Origin of the sequence: Agrobacterium sp. ST15.13.015, from assembly GCF_027871645.1 — a bacterium.
Classification (GTDB): Bacteria; Pseudomonadota; Alphaproteobacteria; order Rhizobiales; family Rhizobiaceae; genus Agrobacterium; species Agrobacterium leguminum.
This window is the reverse complement of sequence record NZ_JAQAHF010000007.1, coordinates 96,032-110,331: the sequence shown is the minus strand read 5'-3', so window position 1 is coordinate 110,331 and position 14,300 is coordinate 96,032. Positions and strand designations below refer to the sequence as shown.

The following is a 14,300-nucleotide window of genomic DNA, read 5'->3' as shown; positions in this document are numbered from 1 at the left end:
AAAGACGTTTGAGGAAGAGATTTTTTTCACAAGGCAGGACAATCGGGACTATTTTACTTCATTTCTTTGGTAATCGCGGCAATGCTGCCCTTGATCAGACGATGTGCGCTGGCCACGGACACGCCAAGGTGACGCGCAATCTCTTCCATATTGTAACCACCGAATCTGTGCATTTCCAATGCCACCCGCGCCTGAACCGGCAGGCCGGCCAAAATAGTCCGCATCTGGCGAACTTCGTCGCAGAAAAGGGCATGCTCTTCCGGCGTACCATTGTCCTGCGGCACACCCCAGAACGGCGTATCGTCCGGCCGTTCCCGAAGGTCCTGGCGGCTGCGCCGGCGATTGTCGAGCGCAAGATTGCGAACGATGCGGAAGAGATAGGATTTGAGATTGGAAGGATTGCCGGAGGCCTCCGGAACGAATTTCAGGAATGCTTCCTGAACCACGTCCTCCGCATCCGCCCGCGACCCCAGAATGAGGGTGGCGTATTTGATCAGGTCGACCCTATGCGCGACGTAAGCGTTATAACGCTTGTCATCTTCCCGTATGCCCATGTCTCAACCGAGAGAAATTTCAAGGATCGACGAGACCTGCCGCCCCCCGAATGGCCGCACAGCTCTGCCGCTCAAAGCTCTAGCATCCAAACCGTGGATCGAACAGATATTTCATGATTATTATTATCAAGAATTTGTGCGGGCTGCGGCTCATGCAACAGCCTGTGCGTGACGGACCTGCGGACCCGACACCGGACGCCGCCGGGTATTGACGTGTCAGAGTCTCTTCGAGAAAACGAGGACGAATATGACATGAGAAGCCCTATGGCGGGAAATCAAATCAATGACCTATGATGCTCTCAAAATCCCCAAGTTCCTTAGCGTGTTGACTGTGTTGGTCACGGGGCTGCTCTCTGGCTGCGCGAGAATCCCACCGGTGTTTTCGGACGATGGCGCGACAATTTCATTCAAGGGTGAAAAGTTTAAGTACCGTGCTCCCGGTCACGCCGAAGCGTCCTGCAAATTTGACGATCAGAGAAAATTGGCAGTTTGTGACAACGGCCTAACCTCCAGGTTGGTAGTGGCCGGGCTTCCCTTCCATGGCGTCGTATTAGTTGAATTCGACGGGCGGATTTTTAGGCCCACGGAACATCCCTAAACGATTGAGCCGTTCAAAAGCTGATCACCGCAATGACGCCAATCCTTAGAACCAGCACCGTTCTTGGATGGACACTCAGATGGCCCCGTCGACAATGACCATGGGTCTGCCCTGCGAGCAGGGCTCGATACGGGCATCGATGCGATAGATATCGCGCAGCATCTCCGGGGTTATAACCGCCTCCGTGCTGCCGCTCACCACCATTTCACCGCGCGCGATAACCATCGTATTTGCGCAATAACGAAGCGCGTGGTTGAGGTCATGGAGAGCGATCAGCACGATCATGCCGGTCTTCTGCGCCAGATCGGTAACGAAGCCCAGAACCTCGATCTGCCGGTGAAGATCGAGCGCAGACGTCGGCTCGTCCATCAGCAGCACTTCCGGCTTTCGCGCGAGTGCCTGCGCCAGCGAAACAAGCTGCCGCTGACCGCCCGACAATTCGCCAAGCCCGCGGAAAGCAAGGTCATGGATTTTCAGCGCCTTGAGAATGGCGTCGATCTCGAACAGCTCATCGTCATGGACCCGCCAGCCGCCGCCCTGCTTGGCGGAAAGAAGCACGGATTCATAGACGGTCAGAACGGCATTGGCGCCGGTATCCTGCGGCATGTAGCAGATGGCGCGGTTGCCGCGAGCCGTATCGGAGAGCTCGACCAGTCCGGGACCGGAAATCAGGCTGGCGATACGTTTGAAAAGCGTGGACTTGCCGGCGGCATTCGGGCCGATCACGGCCGTCACACTGCCGCTTTCCAGCGTATCGATGCCGACCTTGGAGAGAACCGTGATGCGCCCATAGGCGGCGCCGACATCTTTCAGTGCGAGCGCTACCATGCGCGCCTCCTGTTGCCGAAAATAAGCGCGAAGAAGAACGGAACACCGACGAGCGCCGTGATGACGCCGATAGGCAGAATAGCGCCTGGAATGAGAATCTTGCTGATGACCGAGGTTGCCGACAGAAGCAGCGCGCCGCAGATCACCGAGCCGGGCAGGAAGAAACGCTGGTCCTCACCCACCACCATGCGGGCGATGTGCGGACCGACCAGCCCGACGAAACCGATTGTGCCGACAAAGGAAACCGGAATGGCCGCCAGCAGGCTGACCGTCAGCATGGTCGTCAACCGCAGCCGCCGGACATTGATGCCCATGCTGGCCGCCTTGTCATCGCCGAGCCTGAGTGCCGTCAGCGCCCAGGCATTGCGCATGAACAACGGCACGGTGACGAGGAGGATGGCGGCGGTGATATAGACCTTGTCCCAGGTCGCCTTCGTCAGGCTGCCCATGGTCCAGAAAACCACGGCGGCAAGCGCCTGTTCGGAGGCCAGATATTCGAGCAGCGACAGCGCCGCATTGAAGGTGAACACCAGCGCGATGCCAAGCAACACGATGGTTTCGACCGTCACTCCGCGAAGCGTCGAGGCGAAATGGATGAAGAGAGCCGCGACCATGGCCATGATGAAGGCGTTGATCGGCACCATGTAATGCACGGCGCCCGGAAAGATCGCCACGCCGCCAACCAGCGCCAGCGCCGCACCGAAGCTTGCCGCCGCCGAAATGCCGAGCGTGAAGGGGCTGGCGAGCGGGTTCGACAGGATGGTCTGCATCTGCGCCCCCGCAACCGAAAGCGACGCTCCGACGGTCACCGCCATCAGCGCGATCGGCATGCGAATATCCCAGATCACCACCCGAAGCTGGTTTCCCACGGCGGCCGGATCGGCAATCGTCGCCAGAACCTCGGAGAGCGTGTAGCGCGCCGGACCGAGCGCCATGTCGGCGGCCATGCTGAAACACAGCGCGATAAAAAGCCCGAAGAGGATGATTATCCTGCGCGCGGCAAGGGCGCGATATTGATCGCGCCCACTGATGCCAACCGCGCTTTCATTCACCGAACTCATTGGTTCAAACCTTTTTCGAGCGAGGCGAAATAGCCCGGCTTGTAGGTGACGGGGAGGAATTTGCGGTGAAACTCCTCAAAATTCTTTTCCGGATCGAGATCGGCGAAGAGATCGGGATGGAACCACTTGGCGAATTGCTGGATCGGGAAGAATTCGTAGGGCGCGCCATAGAACTGGTGCCAGACGGCATGGACATTGCCTTGCTTCACGGCCTTCAGTTCCGGAAACGGCGTGCGCTTCATCAGATTGGCCAGCCGCTCACGGGAGAGAGCCATATCCGCCCCGCGTCCGACAGGAACGAACTGGTTGATGTCGGATTCGGCGGCCCAGTTGGAGCCGGTGACGATGACGTGGTCAGGATCGGCAACGACGAGCTGTTCGGGATCGAGATCGCCGAAGGTCGTCTTGATGATGCCGTCGGCGATGTTGTGGCCGCCGGCAAGATCGACCATCGCGCCGAAATTGACGGGTCCGAAAGTGCGGCAGCAATTGTTTTCGCCGGAAATGCCGGGCGCGCGTTCGATGAAGACGTTCGGTCGCTTCAAGTCCTTGACGCTGGCGAGCCGGTCGGTCACGCGGGCGATTTCGGCACGGCGATAGGCGATGAATTCCTTCGCCCGCTCTTCGGCGCCGAAGAGTTTGCCGAGAATTTCGACCGAGGCTTCGCTGTTCTTTTCAGGATCGATGCGGAAATCGAGATAGATGATCTTGATGCCGGCGGCGGCGGCCTTTTCTTCGAAACCGCTCTCCTTGGCGGATTTCTCCGCTTCCAGATTGAGGGTGATCACATCGGGCGAGAGGGTGATGGCCGTTTCCAGGCTGAAATCGCCCTGCGGCACATAACCGAAGCGCGGCAGTTTCTCGATCTGCGGAAAACGCTCGACATAGGCGGTGTAGCTGTCGGGGTCCTTCTTGAGAAGATCGTCACGCCAGCCGACGATGGTGTCGAAGGTCTTGTCGCCCTTGAGCGCGGCAATGACATGCACCTGGCGCGCCTCACCGACGATGACGCGTCTGGCCGGCAAATCCAGCTCGACTTTACGTCCAGTGACATCGGTAATCTCAGCCGCCAGAACCGGCACGGCGAGAAGGGAGAAAGCCAGCACCGCAAGATGCCTGAGAGCGTTGAGCCGCATGAGCAGTCCTCATTGAGTTCCAAAACAAAGCGATAAAGCCGCATGGCTGCGGCTTTATCCATCGGTCGGACGGCGCTCCCCTTCACCGTCCCTTTATTACCTGGCGTCCTTCAGCGAAACGAAGTAGCCGGGCTTGTAGTCGAGCGGCAGGAAGCGGGCATGCAGTTCCTTGAAGGTCGCCTCGGGGTCGAGGTCCTTGAAGAGGTCCGGATGCAGCCACTTGGCGATTTCCTGAACGGCCACGAACTGATAGGGATTGTTGTAGAACTGATGCCAGATGGCGTGGACATTACCGTCCTTCACCGCCTGCACGCCGGTGAAAGCCGGCGCTTGGTCAGGTTTTCAAGCTTGCGATGGGCTTCCTTCAAATCCGCGCCATAACCGACGCCGACCCAGTTGCCGCCCGGAACATAACCGTTCCAGTTGCCGCCGGTGATGATGATCTGCTCCGGGTTGGAGGCAATGATCTGTTCCGGATTGACGGTGCCGAAAGTGCCGGGAATGATGTCCTTGGCCATGTTGATGCCGCCGGCAAGCTCCACCATCTTGCCGAAGTTCTCGTTGCCGAAGGACATGCAGCAATCGTCGGAATAACCGCCGGCGCGCTCCATGAACACCACAGGCTTCTTCGGATTGGCCTTTTCGAGCGTATCGGTGACCTTGGCGATGGAGTCGGCGCGGAACTTGATGAAGTCCTCGGCGATCTTCTCCTTGCCCGTAAGCTGGCCCATGAGGCGCATGCTCGGCTCGGTATTTTCCATCGGCTTTTCACGGAAATCGACGTAAACCAGCGGAATGCCGACCTTTGCGAGCTTTTCGATATAGCCCGCTTCTTCGGTCGCCGTCTTGGCGTCGATATTCATCAGGATCACGTCAGGCTTCAGGGCAACAGCCTGTTCTATGTCGAAAGTGCCGTCCTTCATGCCGCCGAAAGTCGGCAGCTTGGCGATCTCCGGATACTTGGCGAGATAGGCAGCATAGGTTTCCGGGTCGGCTTTCGCCAGATCGTCGCGCCAACCAACCACGTGCTGGAAAGGGTTTTCCTTGTCGAGTGCAGCCAGGAAATAAATCTGGCGGCCTTCACCGAGGATGACGTGCGATACCGGCACATTCACCTCGACATCGCGGCCCGTCACATCCTTGACGGTGACCTTTTCGGCGAATGCAGGCCATGCGGCGGATACGAGAAGGCCAAGGGCAAGTGCCGCAGATTTGGCTGAGATGCGCATCGGATATTGCTCTCCAGTGTTGACTGGCGCGGCTGTATTATTTTCTGACTGTACTAGTCAACATTTATGTTTTAGAGCCATTCTTAACTGAGCGGTACATGAGTTGAAGACCGATGATCGACACAATCCAATATGGCAAAAACGACAGTCTAAGAGACGAAATCAAATCCTACTGGTCCGGCCGCGCCGCGACTTTCGACCTTTCCCCCGGACATGAAATTTTTTCCGAAGACGAGCGCGAGGCCTGGCACGCGCTTATCCTGAAACATCTCGGCCGCGGAGAAGGCCGCAGGGCGCTCGATCTTGCCAGCGGCACCGGCGTCATCTCGCACCTGATGGACGATCTCGGTTTTCAGGTCACCGGCATGGACTGGTCGGAAACCATGCTGGCGCTTGCCCGTGAAAAAGCGAAAAGCCGTGGCCGCAGCATCCGCTTTTTCGTCGGCGATGCCGAAAACACGATGGAGCCGGATGAAAGCGCCGATGTCATCATCACCCGTCATCTGGTCTGGACGCTGGTGGACCCGCAGGCAAGCTTCGCCGAATGGTTCCGCGTTCTGAAACCGGGCGGACGGCTTCTGATCGTCGACGGCGATTTCGTGAATACCGGCTGGCGCGAAAAACTGGTGAAGAAACTGGCGGCCAGCCTCGAAAGCATCGGCCTCGTCAAACCGGACCAGCCGCACAAGCCGGCAGACCCGGAAAACACCTTCAACAGCATTCTTTCCCGCGTTTATTTTTCGAAGGGCGCAAGGGCCGGCGATGTCGCGGCGCTGTTGCGTGCGACCGGCTTCGAACCTGTCGCAATCGATCAGGACCTTCAGGCCATTCACCGCGCCCAGGCGAAAAATTTCAGCCTGCTGAAAGGTATTCTGCGCGGGCTGCAGCATCGTTATGCTGTGTGCGCAGTGAAGCCGGACGTTTCCGGAAAGGCGTGAGGGAAACCATAGCCGCCTTCACTATCCGCATATACTACGTCATCCTCGGGCTTGTCCCGAGGATCTGCCAACGTGTCGTAAAATCAATCGGTTGCAGATGCTCGGGACAGGCCCGAGCATGACGGAGGGAAGGTCTGCGGACTTTGCAAGCACCCTTCCGGACGATCTGAACCGCCTCTCAAGACTTCCGCCGACACCTCATTTTCCCGCCCGCTCGAATAATTCCTCCAAGCGCGGCTTCGCCCGGCCGGGCACATCCACCGTCCGGTAGCTTTGCGGCAGGGTCGCCTCGCCGACCTTGATCAGCATGACCATGCCCATGCCGTAATGCGGCGAGCATTTGATGCCGTAAAAGCCCGGTTTTTCGAAACCGGTCTCGAATTCATCGTTGATCCGGCTTTTGAAGCCTTCGACACCTTCAGGAACCATGCCGTCAATGATCGCGGCATTGTGGCTCTTGTGGGTGGGCACGAAGCGCACGCGGTCGCCGGGGGCGATTTCCAGAAAGTCGGGTTCGAACACCATCGGGCCTTTTTCTCCCCGGTTCAGCATTTTCACCTCGAAGGTCTCGGCGGAAGCATGAAAGGGAAAACCCATGCTTATCGCCACGGCAATCCCGGCAAAATTCAGCAATTTCATCATCGTGCCAGCACTTTCCTTGCATGCTCGGCCCGCCCATGGGCCGGCAGAAAACGAATATGGGAAAAGCCGCCCTCATCCGTGGTGACAACGCATTCCACCCCGAAGACGGCGGCTATTCTCGCCGGTGTCAGAACCTCGCGCGGCGGACCGACCGCAATCATCTCGCCCCGATGCATGATGGCGACCCGGTCACAGAACATGGCGGCGTGATTGAGATCGTGCAGCGCCGCCACAACGGTCAGACCCTGCCGGCGCACCAGATCGAGCAGGCCGATCTGATGACCGATATCGAGGTGATTGGTCGGTTCGTCCAGAAGCAGGATATGCGGCTCCTGCGTCAATGCGCGGGCGATATGCAGGCGCTGGCGTTCGCCGCCGGAAAGATGGTGCCAGTTGCGCTCCGCCTTGTCGGCCATGTCGACATTGGCAAGTGCTGCATCAACAATGGCGTCATCCTGCTGCGACCAAGCGGAAAGCGGCCCGAGATAGGGCGTGCGCCCAAGCTCCACCGCCTGCCGTGCGGTGATCCGTTCGGTAGTTTCGGCCTGCTGCTCCACGAAGGCAAGCCGGCGGGCAAGGTCTCGCCGTCCCAATGAGGCAAGCGGCTCATCCCCGAGCGTAACGTGCCCCCGGCGCGGCTTGCGAATGCCTGCCAGCATGGAAAGCAGCGTGCTTTTGCCGGAACCGTTCGGTCCGATGATGCCGAGAAACTCACCCGAACCGACATCGAGCGAGACCCCACGCACGATATCGATATTGCCGGCATGGAAATTCAGGTCGTGAGCGGATAACTTCATGGACGCCCCCTCTTCTGCCCGAGGATGAAGGCAAAGGCGGGCGCGCCGACGAGCGCGGTGATGACACCGATCGGCAGCACCTGCCCCGGAATGACAATGCGCGAGAGAATATCCGCGACGATCATGAAAACCGCGCCGGTCAGCGCCGTCACCGGCAGCAATATGCCATGGCGAACGCCGACGAAGATGCGCGCAGCATGCGGAATGACGAGGCCCACGAAGCCGATGGAGCCGACCAGCGACACCATCGCAGCCGTCATGATCGCCGAAACGGAGATCAGCACCGCATAGACCCAGCGCACCGGAATGCCGAGCGAGGCAGCAGCCTGACCGCCGAAGGCGAAGGCATCGAGCGCCCGGGCGTACCAGAGACACACCGCAAGTCCCGCAAGACTGACCGGCAGCGCCAGCCAGACATCCGGCCAGCGCACGCCCGAGAGGTTGCCCAGCAGCCAGAACATGATGCCGCGCGCCTGTTCGGCATTGGCGGATTTGGTGACGATGAAAGAGGTCATGGCATTAAACAGCTGCGACCCGGCCACCCCTGCCAGAATGATGGCGCTGTTGCCGTGTCCCGCCCGCACCGCCAGAAGACTGACCAGCGAAAACGCGACGAAGGCACCGATGAGCGCCCCGGCCGGCATCGTCAGGAACCCCGCTCCGAAGCCAAGCAGCGCGACAGCGACGGCACCGGTGGAGGCGCCAGCGGAAATGCCGAGAATATAAGGATCGGCAAGCGGATTGCGCAGAAGCGATTGCAGCACCGCCCCGGCCAGCGCCAAAGAAGCGCCGCAACAGGCGGCGACGACCGCGCGGCTGAGACGATAACTCCAGACGATGCCCTCATCCAGCGGCTCCAGCGGATAGGCCGCATGGAAGACGCGGTTGGCGATTGTTTTCGCCACGACGTCGAAAGGAATGGCGGTCTCGCCGATGGCCGCCCCGGCCATCAGCGCGACGAGCAGCAGTGCGAGCGCGGCAAAAGCCAGCCCTACTCTGCCGAGAGGGATGGAAAGACCGTTCACTTCGCGAGGCCGGCAGCCGAAATCGCCTCGGCCAGCGTTTCGATGCCTTCAATGGTGCGAATGGTCGGGTTCATCGCCTGCGCGTCCATCTCGAACACATGTCCTTCCTTGACGGCTGGCATGATGCTGGCCACGGGATCGGTGGCGAGGAACTTCAGCTTGACGGCGACATCATCGGCGGGGAAACGGCGGCGATCCATCTTGCCGGCAACGATGATGGACGGATTGGCCTTGGCGATGGTTTCCCAGCCGACGGTCGGCCATTCTTCATCGCTTTCGATGACGTTCTTTAAGCCCAGCGCGGACATGATGTAGCCGGGAGCGCCATTGCGGCCGGCCACATAGGGATCGATATCCAGCTCGGCGCTGGAGAACCAGAAGACAGCCGAAAGCTTGCCATTTGCCGAGGCGATCTTGGCGCGGGCGGCTTCTTCACGCTTTTTCAGGTCGGCAACGACCTCTTCACCGCGATCCTGCACGTTGAAGATTTTGGCGAGATCGCGGATTTCCTGGTAGATCAGATCCATGGTGAAGACGGTGTTGCGCACGCCGTCGCCGCCGCCGGAATTGTCCTTGCCCATGCAATCGGCGGGCGAGGTATAAACGGGAACGCCAAGCTCGGCGAATTGCGCCGGTGTTCCGACAACGCCTTCCGGGCCGATCTGCCACTGAAACTGCGTCGTCACGAGGTCCGGCTTCTTGCCGATGACCGCCTCGAAGCTCGGATCATTGTCAGCCAGACGCTCGACCCTGGCATTGGCCTCTTCGTAGCCCTTCAGAACCGGACCGATCCACAGCGCCGTGCCGACCACCTTGTCGGCGAGGCCGAGGAGGTAAAGAACCTCGGTCGTGCTCTGGCCGACGGACACGGTGCGGGCGGGCGCCTGCTTGAAGGTGATCTCCTGACCGCAGCTGTTGATCGTCAGGGGATAGGTGGTTTCGGCAGCATTGGCGCCGGCGAGAGGCAAAGCCGCAAGCGCAGCGGCCAGAAAACCGGCATGGACCGGCAGGCGTCTAGAATGAAACATGTGTTCTCCAGTCGAAAGTAAATCTTATTCCAGAGCAGCAGGCGTCAGAACGCGCAGCAACAGCGGGACGTCTTGTACGGAGAACGGCAATAGGACGCAAACGAAATGTTATGAAATAACATTACAATCTCCTCCTCCGGGCTTCCCCGCCCGTAACGATGGTTTATATTTCGACGGCAGGTCTCCTGGCTCACGGATTTGCGTCACTCATCTGCCTTCCCGCATTCTGGAGAATACAGTGGCATAACGCCTTGAAGCGTCACGGGGATGAACGACAATCCGCTTACAGTTGCGGGGGCAGCCACGGCATTGGGCGAAAAAGATCGCCCGCACCATGTTCCCTATTAATCCCTTCGCCTTTCGGCTGCAGGAACCGTCGCTTTCTCACATAAGGGGCAAGAGGCGGGGCGTCAATTGCGATAGTGCCGCACCTCAGCACAAAGACGGGCTTGCCAGGGCGAAAATCTTTGCGGAACCGGAGCCTGCCGGTTGCGGCGCGCCTTTCGACATGGCGGTGAGCGTTTCGATCCCCACCAGCCCGGATTGCGTCAGAAACTCGGTCAGAAGACCGCTATCCCGCACGGTATCGAGACGGACAAGCTGATCGTCGAGATCGGAAAAATGTCGCCTCACCAACGCAATCGCATCCGCCTCGTCACCGGCGATGACCGGGCCGACAATATGGCCCCGCCCCGCCGCACGCCGCAATGCAAAGGCGGCAAGACGATCAGCCTCGAACAGGCCGTAACCCGTATTTTCCTGAACAAGGCGTTGCAGGACGCCCCGGCGCGAAACACCGAAAGCCGCCCGATCCAGATCCACCACGGCGGACAAATGATCCCAGGACAGCGGCTCGATTCTCTGCTTTCTTGCAAGCGTCGGCATCTCGGCAGGGCAACGTGCCTTGCCGCGCAGGAGATGTACTTTCTCCGTATCTCCGGCAAAACCCAGCCGTGCGAAAAGCCGTCGTGAGGCTTCCGTGGCGTTCAACCGCAGGGCGGCGTCGGGGTAGCCCGCGATGAGTTGGCCCACCAGCCACGGTGAAACGCCTTGCCCCTGCAAACGGGGAGAAACGATGACCATGCCGACCGTCGCGAAAGCCTCATCATAAGGAAACAGCATTGCCGTTGCGACAACACGATCGATCTCGTCAAGCGCGGCAAGGCCGACCCCGCACTGCCGCAGGAAACACCATTCGTTTGCGTGATATCGCCATCCGACAGCCATGGACAACGCATGCAGATGATCGGCCTCCACATCGGCGATATCCACTGTCCGCAACTCGAAACTATCGACTTTGAGCAGCTCCATGACAAACGGCTCTCATTCCCTCCGGCGCGGAACCTAGATCCCGGCAGCCCAGCTCACGACATCCGAAGATAACCAGCCTCGCCAGCAGGAATTTTCCGAAAGCGCTGGAAGGACACAACAATCTACTGAAATCACCCGTATTTCAGCAGATAAACGCCGCAGGCCGCTCTAAGCTTTTCGGCGTTGAAGCGACGGAGACAGCCATGAACGCAATCGACATTCTGGAGCGTCTTGTCGGCTTCCCGTCGGTGGTCGGAACCGCCAATGGCGACATCGCAGGATGGATCGCCGATTATCTGGAAAGCCACGGCGCAAAAGTATCGCTGCTTGCCGGCCCGGAAGGCGACCGCGCCAATCTCTTTGCCAGCTTCGGCCCGACCGATGCCAGCGGATACATCCTTTCCGGCCATATGGATGTGGTGCCTGCCGGTGAGCCGGAATGGTCCTCCGGTCCCTTTACGCTGAGAACCGAAGGCGAGCGTCTCTACGGACGCGGAACCACCGACATGAAAGGGTTTCTGGCCACGGTTCTCGCCGCAGCACCGGCATTTTCACGCATGGCGCTGAAGCGGCCCATTCACATCGCCTTTTCCTATGACGAGGAGGCGGGCTGCCGTGGCGTTCCGCATCTCATCGCCCGCTTGCCGGAACTATGCGCAAAACCGGCGGGCGCAATCATCGGCGAACCGAGCAATCTGCGCGCCGTGCGCGCCCACAAGGGCAAGGCCGCCGCACGCATCGCCATTCGCGGCCGCTCCGGTCATTCCTCGCGGCCGGATCAGGGCGTGAACGCCATTCATCTGATGACCGGCATCATGGCAAAGGCGGTCGAGACCGCACAGGCTCTCACCCAGGGGCCTTTCGAAGCGACGTTCGAGCCGCCCTATTCCTCCCTGCAGATCGGCACGGTGAAAGGCGGACAGGCGATCAATATCATCCCCGATCTCTGCGCCATCGAACTGGAGGCGCGGGCGATTGCTGGTGTATCGCCGGTCGCCCTGCTCCAGCCGGTGCGCGACGGCGTCGAAGCGCTCGCCGCCGAGGGCATCGACATAGAATGGACGCCGATGAGCGATTATCCGGCGCTGTCCCTTGCCGCCGATGCACCGCTCGTGAAGCTTCTGGAAGAGTTGACCGGCGCGCCGTGCATCGCCGCCGTCAGCTATGGCACGGAGGCCGGGCTTTTTCAGGCGGCCGGCATCGACGCCATCATCTGCGGCCCGGGCGATATCGGCCGCGCCCACAAGCCGGACGAATTCATAACGGCCGGCGAACTTTCGGCCTGCCAGTCAATGCTGGAAACACTGGCGAACCGCTGCACGGTTTAAACCTTCGGAACCACGGATTTCAGATGACTTTCTTCTTCAATTCCGACGCGAAGCGCGGCGAGATTTTCCGGCAGGCCCTGGCCCGCGAGCTGCCGGAACTACCTTTTTCGATGGATGCCGAAAGCGTCGATCCGGATGCGGTTCGGTACCTCATCACCTGGACCGTGCCTGATGATATCGGCCGCTACCGCAATCTCGAAATCCTGTTTTCCATCGGTGCGGGCGTCGATCAGTTCCACATCGACACCGTCCCTGCGCATGTGAAGGTCGTGCGCATGGTGGATGAAGGCATCATCCGCATGATGCAGGAATATGTGAGCCTCGGCGTGCTTTCGCTTCACCGCAACCTGCCGGTCTATTTGAAGCAGCAGCGCCAGCAACTCTGGAAGGCCCTGCCGCAGCGTCAGGCGGAAGACTGCCGGGTGGGCGTTCTCGGCCTCGGCATGTTGGGCGTTGCCGCGCTGGAGCGGCTGAAACCCTTCGGTTTTTCGCTTTCCGGCTGGAGCCGTTCACCGCGCGAGATCGAAGGCGTGACCTGCCATCATGGCGAAGCCGGATTGTCCACGATCCTTTCGACCAGCGATATTCTTGTTTGCCTGCTGCCGCTGACCGACGAAACGACGGGGCTTCTGAATGGCGAACGCCTGGGGATGCTTCCCGAGGGTGCGGGGCTGGTTCACGCCGGGCGCGGCAAACAGCTCGACCACGACGCCCTCATCGATGCGCTGGACAGCGGCAGGCTTTCGGGTGCCGTGATCGACGTCACCGATCCGGAACCGCTTCCGGAAGACCACGCCTTCTGGACGCATCCGAAAATTCTCCTGACGCCGCACATCGCCAGCGTCACCCAGCCGCATTCGGCAGCACGCACCGTTGTCGAAAACATCAAACGATACCAGTCCGGCCTCGAGCCGCTCGGCCTCGTCGACCGCAATCGCGGATATTGATCATCCCGTTCCAGGAAAGGACACCCATGCCGCTTCTCAAGACCATCGACACGCACCCCGCCTTCGAACCGAAAGCCTCCAAGGCCCTGCCGGAACGCCTCATTTCCGGCGATCCGTCCTTCAAGACCTGGCCGCTGGACGAAGCCCGCAACGGCACCGTCCACACCGGCATCTGGGAAGCAACGCCAGGCGAAAGCCGTTCGATCAAGGGCGAAACCTTCGAATTCTGCCATATTCTCGAAGGCGTCATCGAAATCACGCCGGAAGGCGGCGCACCGCTGCGTTATACGGCTGGCGACAGTTTCGTCATGAAGCCGGGCTTCGTCGGCGTGTGGAAAACCATTGAAACCGTGCGCAAGATCTATGTTACGGTGAACGGATGAACTGGGAACCGGCCATTTTCGAAATCACCCGCGACGGCTATGTGCTGAGCACCGATCCGGCACGGGTGGATTTCGATCTGGTCCATGATTTTCTCGCCCGCGATTCCTACTGGGCGCAGGGAATGACCGCCGACCGGCTGAAGCGGGCGCTTTCGCATTCGCTGCCGGTCGGCGTTTACGCCCCCGACGGTTCCATGGCCGCCTTCGCCCGTCTGGTGACGGATTATGCCGTTTTCGGCTATCTGCGCGATGTCTTCACAGTGGAGGATCATCGCGGTCGCGGCCTTGCGTCCTGGATCGCCACCGAGATACGCAAACACCCGGAGCTTTCGACGATATCGAGCTGGATGCTGGCGACCCGCGACGCCCATGGCGTTTACGAAAAGGCCGGCTATCGCGCAGCACCTCATCCCGAATATTACATGACGGTGCCGAAACCCGGCGAGGGCTGAACAACCCTCCCTACGGGGCCACCCCGGCCATCCTCATAACCTG

At 60.0% G+C, this 14,300-nt stretch carries 15 protein-coding genes, 1 pseudogene and 1 riboswitch; of the genes and pseudogenes, 6 read left to right on the top strand and 10 right to left on the bottom strand.

Features of this window, described 5'->3' with window-relative positions; genetic code table 11:
* Positions 1 to 53: 53 nt before the first annotated feature.
* A complete protein-coding gene (locus PIB16_RS12935; RefSeq protein ID WP_003524633.1) occupies positions 54 to 554 on the bottom strand; it encodes an RNA polymerase sigma factor in 501 nt (166 codons plus the stop codon).
* A gap of 283 nt (positions 555 to 837) precedes the next feature.
* Between PIB16_RS12935 and PIB16_RS12930 the strand changes: the two genes are divergently transcribed.
* Positions 838 to 1,152 (top strand): hypothetical protein, encoded by a 315-nt coding sequence (locus PIB16_RS12930; protein ID WP_078052493.1) that lies wholly within the window; start codon positions 838 to 840, stop codon positions 1,150 to 1,152.
* A 75-nt stretch (positions 1,153 to 1,227) separates the two neighbouring features.
* Here PIB16_RS12930 and PIB16_RS12925 read toward each other — a convergent pair whose 3' ends face one another.
* The 4 genes and pseudogenes from PIB16_RS12925 to PIB16_RS12910 form a co-directional block, all read right to left on the bottom strand.
* Entirely contained in the window at positions 1,228 to 1,980 is a 753-nt protein-coding gene (locus tag PIB16_RS12925) for an ABC transporter ATP-binding protein (RefSeq protein ID WP_003524635.1), read from the bottom strand.
* The gene (locus PIB16_RS12920; RefSeq protein WP_078052492.1) at positions 1,974 to 3,041 is read right to left on the bottom strand and encodes a FecCD family ABC transporter permease; all 1,068 of its coding nucleotides are present in this window, start codon (positions 3,039 to 3,041) and stop codon (positions 1,974 to 1,976) included. The genes PIB16_RS12925 and PIB16_RS12920 overlap by 7 nt, the downstream gene beginning before the upstream one ends.
* Positions 3,038 to 4,177, bottom strand: coding sequence for an ABC transporter substrate-binding protein (locus tag PIB16_RS12915; protein ID WP_271045700.1), 1,140 nt, complete (start codon positions 4,175 to 4,177; stop codon positions 3,038 to 3,040). Before PIB16_RS12915 ends, PIB16_RS12920 begins: the two co-directional genes overlap by 4 nt.
* Positions 4,178 to 4,273: 96 nt before the next feature.
* Positions 4,274 to 5,406 (bottom strand): annotated as a pseudogene (locus tag PIB16_RS12910) (ABC transporter substrate-binding protein).
* Between the two features lie 113 nt (positions 5,407 to 5,519).
* Here PIB16_RS12910 and PIB16_RS12905 point away from each other — a divergent pair.
* Positions 5,520 to 6,344 (top strand): class I SAM-dependent methyltransferase, encoded by an 825-nt coding sequence (locus tag PIB16_RS12905; protein WP_065657206.1) that lies wholly within the window; start codon positions 5,520 to 5,522, stop codon positions 6,342 to 6,344.
* Between the two features lie 198 nt (positions 6,345 to 6,542).
* On the opposite strand, the gene PIB16_RS12900 is transcribed toward PIB16_RS12905, so the two are convergent.
* The 5 genes from PIB16_RS12900 to PIB16_RS12880 all read right to left on the bottom strand — a co-directional run bounded on the left by PIB16_RS12900 (position 6,543) and on the right by PIB16_RS12880 (position 11,147).
* Positions 6,543 to 6,986: a pseudoazurin gene (locus tag PIB16_RS12900; protein WP_065657205.1), complete on the bottom strand. Its 444-nt coding sequence runs from the start codon at positions 6,984 to 6,986 to the stop codon at positions 6,543 to 6,545.
* Positions 6,983 to 7,783 carry an ABC transporter ATP-binding protein gene (locus PIB16_RS12895; protein WP_271045699.1) on the bottom strand — a complete coding sequence of 267 codons (801 nt, stop codon included), beginning with the start codon at positions 7,781 to 7,783 and terminating at the stop codon, positions 6,983 to 6,985. The genes PIB16_RS12900 and PIB16_RS12895 overlap by 4 nt, the downstream gene beginning before the upstream one ends.
* Positions 7,780 to 8,808 carry a FecCD family ABC transporter permease gene (locus PIB16_RS12890; RefSeq protein WP_271045698.1) on the bottom strand — a complete coding sequence of 343 codons (1,029 nt, stop codon included), beginning with the start codon at positions 8,806 to 8,808 and terminating at the stop codon, positions 7,780 to 7,782. The genes PIB16_RS12895 and PIB16_RS12890 overlap by 4 nt, the downstream gene beginning before the upstream one ends.
* Positions 8,805 to 9,836, bottom strand: coding sequence for an ABC transporter substrate-binding protein (locus tag PIB16_RS12885; protein WP_271045697.1), 1,032 nt, complete (start codon positions 9,834 to 9,836; stop codon positions 8,805 to 8,807). The genes PIB16_RS12890 and PIB16_RS12885 overlap by 4 nt, the downstream gene beginning before the upstream one ends.
* A gap of 158 nt (positions 9,837 to 9,994) precedes the next feature.
* Positions 9,995 to 10,229: riboswitch (cobalamin riboswitch) on the bottom strand.
* 39 nt (positions 10,230 to 10,268) lie between these two features.
* Positions 10,269 to 11,147: a GNAT family N-acetyltransferase gene (locus PIB16_RS12880; RefSeq protein ID WP_271045696.1), complete on the bottom strand. Its 879-nt coding sequence runs from the start codon at positions 11,145 to 11,147 to the stop codon at positions 10,269 to 10,271.
* Positions 11,148 to 11,350: 203 nt separating this feature from the next.
* Here PIB16_RS12880 and argE point away from each other — a divergent pair, with 203 nt between their 5' ends.
* Genes argE through PIB16_RS12860 form a run of 4 tightly spaced genes read left to right on the top strand, consistent with a single transcriptional unit; the run spans position 11,351 to position 14,257 of the window.
* On the top strand, positions 11,351 to 12,475 hold the full coding sequence (gene argE, locus PIB16_RS12875; protein WP_271045695.1) for an acetylornithine deacetylase: 1,125 nt from the start codon (positions 11,351 to 11,353) through the stop codon (positions 12,473 to 12,475).
* Between the two features lie 23 nt (positions 12,476 to 12,498).
* Positions 12,499 to 13,422 carry a 2-hydroxyacid dehydrogenase gene (locus tag PIB16_RS12870; RefSeq protein ID WP_271045694.1) on the top strand — a complete coding sequence of 308 codons (924 nt, stop codon included), beginning with the start codon at positions 12,499 to 12,501 and terminating at the stop codon, positions 13,420 to 13,422.
* Positions 13,423 to 13,448: 26 nt separating this feature from the next.
* The gene (locus PIB16_RS12865) at positions 13,449 to 13,805 is read left to right on the top strand and encodes a cupin domain-containing protein (RefSeq protein ID WP_003524651.1); all 357 of its coding nucleotides are present in this window, start codon (positions 13,449 to 13,451) and stop codon (positions 13,803 to 13,805) included.
* Positions 13,802 to 14,257, top strand: a complete 456-nt coding sequence (locus PIB16_RS12860; RefSeq protein ID WP_271045693.1) for a GNAT family N-acetyltransferase — start codon at positions 13,802 to 13,804, stop codon at positions 14,255 to 14,257. The genes PIB16_RS12865 and PIB16_RS12860 overlap by 4 nt, the downstream gene beginning before the upstream one ends.
* Positions 14,258 to 14,300 lie beyond the last annotated feature (43 nt).

What these genes read in the sequence shown, in the direction of transcription:
- PIB16_RS12935 (WP_003524633.1), bottom strand. Translation starts at nt 554, where the DNA reads ATGGGCATACGGGAAGATGACAAGCGTTATAACGCTTACGTCGCGCAT.
- PIB16_RS12930 (WP_078052493.1), top strand. Translation starts at nt 838, where the DNA reads ATGACCTATGATGCTCTCAAAATCCCCAAGTTCCTTAGCGTGTTGACT.
- PIB16_RS12925 (WP_003524635.1), bottom strand. Translation starts at nt 1,980, where the DNA reads ATGGTAGCGCTCGCACTGAAAGATGTCGGCGCCGCCTATGGGCGCATC.
- PIB16_RS12920 (WP_078052492.1), bottom strand. Translation starts at nt 3,041, where the DNA reads ATGAGTTCGGTGAATGAAAGCGCGGTTGGCATCAGTGGGCGCGATCAA.
- PIB16_RS12915 (WP_271045700.1), bottom strand. Translation starts at nt 4,177, where the DNA reads ATGCGGCTCAACGCTCTCAGGCATCTTGCGGTGCTGGCTTTCTCCCTT.
- PIB16_RS12905 (WP_065657206.1), top strand. Translation starts at nt 5,520, where the DNA reads ATGATCGACACAATCCAATATGGCAAAAACGACAGTCTAAGAGACGAA.
- PIB16_RS12900 (WP_065657205.1), bottom strand. Translation starts at nt 6,986, where the DNA reads ATGATGAAATTGCTGAATTTTGCCGGGATTGCCGTGGCGATAAGCATG.
- PIB16_RS12895 (WP_271045699.1), bottom strand. Translation starts at nt 7,783, where the DNA reads ATGAAGTTATCCGCTCACGACCTGAATTTCCATGCCGGCAATATCGAT.
- PIB16_RS12885 (WP_271045697.1), bottom strand. Translation starts at nt 9,836, where the DNA reads ATGTTTCATTCTAGACGCCTGCCGGTCCATGCCGGTTTTCTGGCCGCT.
- PIB16_RS12880 (WP_271045696.1), bottom strand. Translation starts at nt 11,147, where the DNA reads ATGGAGCTGCTCAAAGTCGATAGTTTCGAGTTGCGGACAGTGGATATC.
- argE (WP_271045695.1), top strand. Translation starts at nt 11,351, where the DNA reads ATGAACGCAATCGACATTCTGGAGCGTCTTGTCGGCTTCCCGTCGGTG.
- PIB16_RS12870 (WP_271045694.1), top strand. Translation starts at nt 12,499, where the DNA reads ATGACTTTCTTCTTCAATTCCGACGCGAAGCGCGGCGAGATTTTCCGG.
- PIB16_RS12865 (WP_003524651.1), top strand. Translation starts at nt 13,449, where the DNA reads ATGCCGCTTCTCAAGACCATCGACACGCACCCCGCCTTCGAACCGAAA.
- PIB16_RS12860 (WP_271045693.1), top strand. Translation starts at nt 13,802, where the DNA reads ATGAACTGGGAACCGGCCATTTTCGAAATCACCCGCGACGGCTATGTG.